Genomic DNA, 9,192 nt, shown 5'->3' on the forward strand with positions numbered 1-9,192 from the left:
GAACAGGGCTGGATCGACGACTGGGTCATGCTCGCCCAGCGCTACAAGGGCAACGCCACGGTCGTCGCGGCCGACCTCCACAACGAGCCCCACAAATCGGCCACCTGGGGCGACGGCGTCGCCGCGACGGACTGGAAAGCCGCGGCGGAACGGGCCGGCGCCGCGATCCAGCAGGTCAATCCGGACTGGCTGATCCTGGTCGAAGGCATCGAGAAGTACAACGACAGCTATTACTGGTGGGGCGGCAATCTCCAGGGCGTCGCGGACCACCCCGTCGTCCTGCCGGTCGGCGGCAAGCTGGTCTATTCGGCCCACGACTATCCCAACTCGATCCACCCCCAGCCCTGGTTCCAGGGCGACGACTACGCCGCCCGGCTCCCGCAGGTGTTCGACACCCAGTGGGGCTACATCGTGCGCCAGAACATAGCGCCCGTCCTGCTCGGCGAGTTCGGCACGACGATGCAGGACCCCAAGGACCTGGAATGGCTGTCCAGGATCGTCCTCACCCTGAACGGAGACCTCGACGGCGACGGCGCGACCGATGCCGGCATGCCCTCGGCCGGTCAATCCTGGGCCTACTGGTCGTGGAATGCCAATTCCGGCGATACCGGCGGTATCCTCGACACGGACTGGCGCACGCCGCTCCAATCCAAGCTGGAGGCCCTGGCGGCGATCCGCGGCACGTCCTTCGCCCCCTCTGACGGCGGCTCCTACGGCGGCACGGAACCGGCGGGTCTTCTGCTGAACGGCGGTGGCGGCAACGACGTTCTCCGCGGCGGCATCGGCGACGACTTCGTCTATGGCGGCCCCGGCAGCGACACCGCCGTCTGGAACGCGCCGCGCCGCGCCCATGCCGTGACGCTGGACGTCCAGGGTGCCAGCACCGTCGCCGGACCGGAAGGGACCGACACCCTCCAGAACGTCGAAGTTCTTTCCTTCACCGACGGCCGCCTGATCGCCGACACCGGACACGCCGCGGCGCAGATCTTCCGGCTTTACGGCGCGACGCTGGACCGCACGCCGGATGCCGGCGGCCTCAAATCCTGGGTGACGGCGCTGGAAAGCGCGTCGCTGACCCTCCGTCAGGCCGCCGACGGTTTCACCGGCTCGCCGGAGTTCCAGAACCGGTACGGCCACCTGGACGACGCCGGCTTCGTCGATTTGCTGTACCGGAATGTCCTCGACCGCGCCGCCGATCCGGCGGGTCTCGAAAACTGGCTCGCCGCCATGGCCGGCGGCATGACCCGCGCCGAGGTCGTGCTGGGCTTCTCCGAAGCTGCCGAGAACGTCCAGCTGACGCGGACGGCGGTGGAGCGGGGCATCTGGGTGCGCGACGATCAGGCGGCTGTCGTGGCAAGGCTGTACGACACGACGCTGGATCGCCTGCCGGACGCCCTCGGCCTCGCCAATTGGACGGCGGCGCTCAAGGACGGCATGACGGCGCAGCGGGCGGCCGACGGCTTCGCCGGCTCGCCGGAGTTCCAGCAGAAATACGGCGACCTGGACGACACGGGCTTCATCCGCCAGCTCTACCGCAACGTTCTCGACCGGGAAGGGGAGGGCGGCGGCGTCGAGGCGTGGCAAAACGGCATGCAGGGCGGCATGACCAGGGCGGAGGTCGTGCTGGGCTTTTCGGAGTCGGCGGAACACCAGGCGAAGCTGGCGCCCGCCATCGACGATGGGATCTGGCTGGCCTGATCTTCAAACGAAACCGATTTCCACTGCCTCCGGCAGCCCCGTCCTCAATACTCCAGGCAGATCTTGCCGAAATGCCGTCCCGCTTCCTGATGCCGGAAAGCGTCGGCGATCTCGGCAAGCGGAAAGCTCCGGTCGATCACGGGCCGCGTGCCGGTGGCCTCGATTGCCCGCACCAGTTCCCGCTGATGGCGCCGGCTGCCGACGATCAGGCCCTGAAGGCGGGCCTGCTTGGCCATCAGCGCGGCGGTCGGGACCTCGCCCGCCCGGCCGGTCAGCACGCCGATCAGCGAGATGTGCCCGCCGATGCGGACCGCGCCGATCGACTGCGCCAGCGTTCCCGGTCCGCCGACCTCGACCACATGGTCGACGCCGCGGCCGCCGGTCCAGTCGCGAGCCCGGACGCCCCAGTCCTCGTGCTGCCGGTAGTTGATCGTGTGATCGGCCCCCAGGCTGCGCGCCCGCTCCAGCTTCTCGTCGGACGACGACGTGACGATCACCGTGGCGCCCATCATCTTGGCGTACTGAAGCGCGAAGATGGAGACGCCGCCGGTGCCGAGCACCAGTACGACGTCGCCCGCCTTCAGCCCGCCGTCGACCACCAGGGCGCGCCAAGCCGTCAGCCCGGCCGTCGTCAGCGTCGCCGCCTCCGCATGGCTGTAGCCCTTGGGCGACGACGTGAACCAGCTCGCCGGCCGCACGACGGTCTCGCAGGCATAGCCGTCGATCCCGTCGCCGGGAGTGGACTTGAAGTCTCCGATCGTGGCCGGACCGTCCTGCCAAGTCGGGAAGAAGCAGGAAACGACCGCATCGCCCGCCGCGAACTCCGTCACGCCATCGCCAACGGCTTCCACGACGCCGGCGCCGTCCGACATCGGAATGCGTCCGTCCGCCGCCGGCATCCTGCCGGTCGCGACGCCATAGTCATGGTAGTTGAGCGAACTCGCATGGACCCGGACCCGGATCTCGCCCGGACCGGGCTGGCCGGGATCGGGCATCTCGACCGATTCCAGACGGTCTAGCCCGCCCGGCGAGCGCAGAACAATTCCCTTCATGTCTCTCACTGATCCTTTTCGGTGCGGCTTTTCAGCATCTTGCAGGCGCTTTCAGGGTCTCACGGCAGCGGCGGGATTACCCGGTCCTCGCGCAGCCGGCGGAACAGGCCTTCGAACATGTATTCCGTATCGATGCAGGCCTGAAATCCCGCCTGCCGCGCCTTGATCGTGCTGCTGATGTTGTCGAAGCCGCTGTTGAAGATGAAGTCGCCGAACGGCCACGAGGCGATCTTGTCGTAGGAGATCGGTTGCAGGCCGTATTTGGCGACCATGCCGTCCCACAGCGCGCCCTTGTCGGTCATGTAGGTGGACAGCGGAGTCGGGACCGGATCGGCCCAGTCCATGCCGAACATGCGGGCGATCTTCGGCCACATATGCTGCCAGCGGAAGTAATCGCCGTTGGTGATGTTGAAGATCTCGTTGCGCGCCGCCGCCGTTTGACCCGCCCAGTCGGCGGCCTCCGCCAGGATATCGGCCGACGTGACCTGATAGAGCGCCCGGTAGGCCGCTTCCGTACCGGGGAACCGTAGCGGAATGCCGAGTTCCCGCGAGATCGAGGCATAGACGGCGATCACCATCGACAGGTTCATCGGATTGCCGACCGCGAAGCCGCAGACCGCTTCCGGACGCAACGCCGTGAAAGCCCAGTCCTTGCCCTTCTGGCGTTCGCGCAGCAGGTCTTCCTGATCGTAGTAGAAGTTCGGCGGCATCAGCCGCGGGTCGTCTTCGCGCGCGGGCGTCTTGAACGGGCCGAGATCGGCGCCGTAGGCCTTGCCGCCCTGATAGAAGGTGACGTGCCGGAGGCTCGGCGAGCTTTCCTCGACCACGTCCAGCAGATTGCGCAGGATCGCGACGTTCAGCTCGCTCTTCTCGGCCGGCGTCGGCTTCTCGATATAGGCGCCGAAGACGATATGCGTGACGTCGCGGATGCCGGACAGCGCGTCCCGGACCTGTTCGGGGCGGGTAAGGTCCACGGAAACGGCTTCCACGGCCTCGATCGCGGGTTCGGTGCGCCGCGCCAGTCCGTAGACCTTGGTGTCGGGCTGGCCGGCAAGCCGCATGGCGGCGGCGCGTCCGATCACGCCATGCGAACCGGTGACGATGATTTTGCGTTGCATGCGGATTCTCCTGCGGTTTGCGCCACGGCAGAGGGAACCGTCAGGCGTCGCATGGAGTTCCCGGCTTTCCGCATTCCGGCGCCGCACCCGTCTCGTCAGACCTCGCTCGCCGGCCTCCTGTCCGCCGATCCTGTCCGGCCGATCACCGCCCTGGCGGACTGCTTGATCTGATCCTGGTAGACCCATGCCCCATGAGCTGCGGACCATGTATCGAAGGCTATCCTGGGATCGTTGATCACGTCGCCCAGCACCTTCGAGGCGGCAGACGGATAGGCGCTGAACGGGATATGGCGAAACGGCCTGGCGTAATCGTGGCTGAGGCTGGATCGCGTGGGTTCGTCTTCGGTGCGCTTGATGATCTTATCCAGCAGCTCTTCCTGGGAAAGGGGCATCTCGTATTCCGGGGGCGAGACCAGCAGCGCCTTGAGGGCGTTCTGCGGGGCCGGTCCAGGGTCTTTCGGCCGCTTCAACTTGTCCTTCTGCGCCAGGAAATAGTAGGCAACCGTAAAGTGCTGGGAGGCATTGGTAAGCGCATCCCGAAGGACCCTGTTCGACAGGTCCGGATCGTCTTTCACGAACAGATCGTCGGAAAGCGGCAGTCCCGACCGCACCAGATTTTCCAGCCACAGATAGTCGATGTAGAATTTTTCGACAGCGACGACGGCTTTCGCGTTTACCTCCAGCTTGTCTCTCCGGTTCGCTTCATGGAACGCCTTCATGATGTCCTTGAGCCGGGTCCGTTCTTCGAACAGCTTGTAAATCCCAGTCTCCGACTGGGGGTCGAGGGCACGTGCCGGCATGTCCCGGTGAACGACGATTTCCAGCAGGCCGAGGATATCCCGGTAGGAATGCGACCCCGTGTCCATCCCGGCCAGCGCCCCCTCAAGAACCCTTCCGATCGCGTCTTCAAGTTCCTGGAGGCTCGCCGCTTTCCGGCCGTCGTTCAGACGCGACGCCAATACGTATGTCTTGGGAAAGCGGGACCAGTTTCGAGTGGCCATGGTTAACTCCCTCTAAAAGCCCATCATAGACCGAAGACCGGCCTTTCAGAACCCCCCGCGCACATGGCTGGTTCCGCCCGTGCGGGAGTTCGCGGCGGTGCTTGGATCGGGACCGTCGCGGTCCAAATAGCTGCTCATGACACGTCCCGCTCAGATCGATCCTCCCGCTCCAAACTTCCACCGGCGCGACATACTGAAGGTGGCAGCCATGGCTTCCTTCGGCGCGGCGCTGCCCTGGCACTGCCCGGCCCAATCCGCCGAGGCGCCCGCCCCGGTCCCGGTAACCTCCCTCGATCCCGCGCTGCTGGCCAGGGCGCGGGCGCGGGCAGCGCGCCTCGACCAGCTCAACGGCTTGATCGTCGGCTTGAACGGCGACATCGTGATCGGAGAGGCGTTCCGCGGCCCCGCCCTCGACCGCCCGGTAAACGTCAAGTCGGTGTCGAAGACGATCGTCGCCACGCTTGCCGGCATGGCGCTCGACCGGGGCGTCCTGAACGGCGTCGATCAGCCCCTTGCCGACATCATGCCCGAGCTGCTTCCGCCCTCCGCCGACCCGAGGGTCCGCAAGCTCACCGTCGCCCAACTCCTGACGATGCAGGCCGGCCTGGAGCCGACCTCCGGCCCCAACTATGGCCGCTGGGTCGAAAGCCCGAACTGGATAGCCTTCGCCCTCGGCCGGCCCTTCGTGACCGAACCCGGCGAGCGGATGCTGTATTCCACGGGCAGCTATCACGTGCTGGGTGCTGCACTGGCCCGTGCCTCCAAGCGGAGCCTGCTCGCGCTCACGCGGGACTGGCTCGCCGATCCGCTCGGCATCGCCATCCAGCCCTGGACACGCGATCCGCAGGGTTTCTACATGGGCGGCAACAACATGGCGCTCTCGCCGCTCGCCCTGTTCCGCTTCGGCGAGATGTGGCGGAGCAACGGCGTCTGGCAGGGATCGAGGGTCCTGAGCGCGGCCTGGATCGAAGCCTCGTGGCAGCCGCGCGCACGCTCCCCGTTCTCCGGCGACGACTACGGTTATGGCTGGTTCCTGACGGAAGCGCAGGGCCGGAAGGTGGCTTATGCACGCGGGTTCGGCGGCCAGATGATCTACGTGGTCCCCTCGCTGGGCCTGACCGTCGTCGTCACCTCCGACCCTACGCGACCGGCTCGCTCGGGCGGCTATATCAGCGACCTTAACTCAATTCTGGCCGACGACATAATCCCGGCTGCCGGGGCGGGGTGAACGGGCACCCCTGTCTACTGACAGGTCACGCCAGCCAAACGTCGTAATTGCCGAATGCTCCCGTATTCGTGTTGGTGAAGTTCAGGTGTTCGACGTTGACGAAATCGATGACCTTGTTCAGGGATCCGCCGGTATTTCCGAAGATCACCTCGCCGGCTGCGCTGCTGCCTTTGTCGAAGTCGAGCACGGACCCGTCGTAGAAGATGTTGACGGTATCCTCACCGCCGTCGAGACTTATGGTGATTTTGTTTCCTTCGACGGTCTGGAAGAGAAGGTTGTCCAGACTGAGCGTCGAATTCGCGCTGCCCTGCGTGATCGTCTCGAACCCGGCAAGCTCGCCTCTCAGATTGAAATGCCCGCCGCCGGCCAGCGAGGCGGTATCGAGACCTGCGTCGCCACTGGCGAACACATCGTCCTTATCGATGTTGAGAACATCGGCGCCTGAGCCGCCGAGCATCGTATCCGAACCATTGCCTCCGGTTAGCACATCGGAGCCGTCCTCGCCGGAAAGAGCGTCGTCCCCGTTGTTGCCGAACAGGGTATCGTTCCCCGATCCTCCGGATACGACATCGGTGCCATTGTTGCCGCTTGCGGTGTCGTCCCCGTCTCCCGCAAAGATCCAGTCGCCGGCATTGTTTCCTGTGATCGTGTCGTTGCCGCCAAGGCCAAGTATGAAATCGAACTGATTTGTTCCGTTGATGACCTCACCGGCAGGCGTGCCGATAATATGGGACATTTCAATCCTCCCTATGAGTGTGTGATGGCGCTATAGAAAGAAGTGACATGCGCGTATCAAGCCTTTCCATAGACCCCATCTAATAATACCTTACCTTGCAGTTCGGCTTGATCCAGGTTAAGTCTCGTCAGTTCTGCCATCTGGGGGTGTGCATTCGGGAGGGGGCGAGCCGGTCGCCCCGATTACCGGATCGGCTGGCAGGCCTCGGCGATGCCGACCACCAGTTTGCCTTGGGCGGTTTGGGCTTCGAGGTCGCGGTAGCCATCGTGGACCGTCTCCAGCCTATAGCGGCGAGGGTCCACCAGCGGCACGACCTTGCCCGCCTCGGCAAGCCGTGCCGCCTGCTCAAGAATCGCGCCGTGGTGAGCGCGGCCCTCGCCCGTGAGCAGCGGCAGAAGCGTGAACACGCCGGAATACGTTGCGGCGCGGAACGAGAGCGGCCCAAGCGCATGCGTACCCCAGCCAAGGGCGCTCACGACATGGCCGAAGCCGTCTGTGCGGCTGGAAGCCAGAAGTAAAGGGGCTAGGGTGGAACAGATATGGATGGAACTTGCGTTCTTGTCTCCCAACCTATGGGGCGGGCAGGCTGGTCGATGCTTCACTCTGACACCTTTCCCTCTCCAGCCAAAACCTCAGCAGGCTGCATCAGCGCAGGATCAAGGCAGTCTGCCGTTCGGCGTTAATTGATCGATGATCTGTGGAAGATGCTGGGAGAGCTGCGAGAGGAGATCGTGAGTTGGCATTCCGGACTGATGGGAAAGATCACTAACCCGGTCTTCGCCCAGCACGGAGTGAAGTTGGTCAGGCGAAATGTTCTGGTTCTGGCCCGTACCGACCCATGAATCCACGATGCCGCCATGGCCGCTGTTCTGAAACATGCTGACAAGCTGTAGTAAGTTACCAATCCCACCGCCAGTCATTCCCGGCTGACCCATCATGCCGCTTTGCGAACTGCCCCCACCCAGCAGAGACGTCAATACATTCTGGATGCCTGAAGATTGCCCACCACCCGCGGTGCCTGCCATGCCGCTCAAGATATGATCGAGTAGACCCATGATCTCGCTCTCCACGTTTATTGTATACGTCTTTGACAGGTGTGCGAGCAAAGGGTTCCGCCGATGAGTCAAAGCACGGCAAGGAATTATATATGCCTGAATTACTGACCTAATCTTGTTTCAAGATCTAGTTGTCCGATCACGCTGGCATTGATGAGAGCTCGCAAGCTATGCGGGTGTTTGATCCGACTCTCGGCGTCGGACAATTCAAGACGGTAAGTCGGTGACGGACCGACAGTCCATAACACCTGTGCGGCGGTGATCGGTGCAACTGTCTGATTCTCGATTCATTCGTCAGCCGGCGGATAATGCGGGAGAATGGACACAGCGGAACACGAGTTGCGACGATTCTGATACATCCGTACAAGCTCGATAAAGCTGCGGATCGCATAAGGTAGGGTCGTGGAAACATGCAAAACCATGTTTGTTGGAGCCTATCTGCCACGCCCATTTCCGCGTGATGGACCAAGTCATGCAGTTACGGATTGAGAACTTTCTCCCTGATCCGGAATCTCTTTCACCATAATTTTCGTCTGCTGCGCTTACTTTGCTTCTGGTATCAAAGATGTTAATAGGATGAAAGTCATTGAAATAGCCAGTTTTATAGGACAGAATTTCTAGTTTGAAGCTTTCCCAAGGAAACTGCATCGTGCCCGTACCCGTCCCAACCCCCCGCCGCCAACTCCTCCCCCGCCAGGAGCTTTTCGCCTTCCACGCCTCACGCGGCGCCAACCTCGCCCAGGCGTCCCGGCTGGCCGGCTATTCACCCCAGGGCGCGCGGCAGCGGGGTAGTGTTTTGATGGCGAATAGTGACATTCGTCTACGTGTCGAGGAATTTCGGCGGGAATGGATGATGGCGCGCGATGCCTCCATCGCGGAGGCCGTCCAGGAAACCGGGCAGGTCGTGGAGATGGCGGTCCGCCTGGAGCGCCCGACCGCCGCCCTGATGGCGATCGAACTGAAGCTCAAGCTGCGCGGCATCGTCCATGACCGGCGCTTCAGCCTCTACACCGACAGCCCGGACGACGACCTCAGCACCTGCCTGTTCGACCCGCGCGAAGACGAAGACCCGCCGCTGGAACCGCTCGCCGAAGCACCCGCACCGCCTGCGGAACCGCCACCCGCCGGCCAGCCGGAACAGCCCGATCCACCCGCCATCCTGCCCGAACCCGAACCCGCCACCGTTGCCGCCGCTCCTACGGAACAGCCCCAAGCCCTGAAGCCCCGGCATTCCGCAGCCAAAACCAACACCGCACCTGCTGCCAGACCAGCGCCGACCGCTCCGGCGCCCGTCTTCCGCATCC

At 63.9% G+C, this 9,192-nt stretch carries 9 protein-coding genes; 3 read left to right on the forward strand and 6 right to left on the reverse strand.

Annotated elements, in window-relative coordinates; translation table 11 throughout:
• The coding region (locus tag AC5JJ6_RS16875) for a DUF4214 domain-containing protein (protein WP_496043170.1) at window positions 1-1,698 on the forward strand (1,698 nt) is incomplete at its 5' end.
• A 44-nt stretch (window positions 1,699-1,742) separates the two neighbouring features.
• Here the strand turns inward: AC5JJ6_RS16875 and AC5JJ6_RS16880 are convergent.
• The 3 genes from AC5JJ6_RS16880 to AC5JJ6_RS16890 form a co-directional block, all read right to left on the reverse strand.
• A complete protein-coding gene (locus tag AC5JJ6_RS16880) occupies window positions 1,743-2,750 on the reverse strand; it encodes a zinc-dependent alcohol dehydrogenase family protein (RefSeq protein WP_496043171.1) in 1,008 nt (335 codons plus the stop codon).
• A 59-nt stretch (window positions 2,751-2,809) separates the two neighbouring features.
• Window positions 2,810-3,868 carry an SDR family oxidoreductase gene (locus tag AC5JJ6_RS16885; RefSeq protein ID WP_496043172.1) on the reverse strand — a complete coding sequence of 353 codons (1,059 nt, stop codon included), beginning with the start codon at window positions 3,866-3,868 and terminating at the stop codon, window positions 2,810-2,812.
• 95 nt (window positions 3,869-3,963) lie between these two features.
• On the reverse strand, window positions 3,964-4,869 hold the full coding sequence (locus AC5JJ6_RS16890; RefSeq protein WP_496043173.1) for a hypothetical protein: 906 nt from the start codon (window positions 4,867-4,869) through the stop codon (window positions 3,964-3,966).
• Between the two features lie 208 nt (window positions 4,870-5,077).
• On the opposite strand from AC5JJ6_RS16890, the gene AC5JJ6_RS16895 reads away from it, so the two are divergent.
• Window positions 5,078-6,097: a serine hydrolase domain-containing protein gene (locus AC5JJ6_RS16895; protein ID WP_496043174.1), complete on the forward strand. Its 1,020-nt coding sequence runs from the start codon at window positions 5,078-5,080 to the stop codon at window positions 6,095-6,097.
• A gap of 25 nt (window positions 6,098-6,122) precedes the next feature.
• Here the strand turns inward: AC5JJ6_RS16895 and AC5JJ6_RS16900 are convergent, their stop codons facing one another.
• The 3 genes from AC5JJ6_RS16900 to AC5JJ6_RS16910 all read right to left on the reverse strand — a co-directional run bounded on the left by AC5JJ6_RS16900 (window position 6,123) and on the right by AC5JJ6_RS16910 (window position 7,888).
• Entirely contained in the window at window positions 6,123-6,833 is a 711-nt protein-coding gene (locus tag AC5JJ6_RS16900) for a calcium-binding protein (protein WP_496043175.1), read from the reverse strand.
• A 182-nt stretch (window positions 6,834-7,015) separates the two neighbouring features.
• Entirely contained in the window at window positions 7,016-7,435 is a 420-nt protein-coding gene (locus AC5JJ6_RS16905; RefSeq protein WP_496043176.1) for a zinc-binding dehydrogenase, read from the reverse strand.
• Between the two features lie 54 nt (window positions 7,436-7,489).
• Entirely contained in the window at window positions 7,490-7,888 is a 399-nt protein-coding gene (locus AC5JJ6_RS16910; protein ID WP_496043177.1) for a YidB family protein, read from the reverse strand.
• Between the two features lie 649 nt (window positions 7,889-8,537).
• Between AC5JJ6_RS16910 and AC5JJ6_RS16915 the strand changes: the two genes are divergently transcribed.
• On the forward strand, window positions 8,538-9,192 hold a 655-nt coding region (locus AC5JJ6_RS16915), incomplete at its 3' end, for a terminase small subunit (RefSeq protein ID WP_496043178.1).

The organism is Skermanella sp. (genome assembly GCF_059503625.1).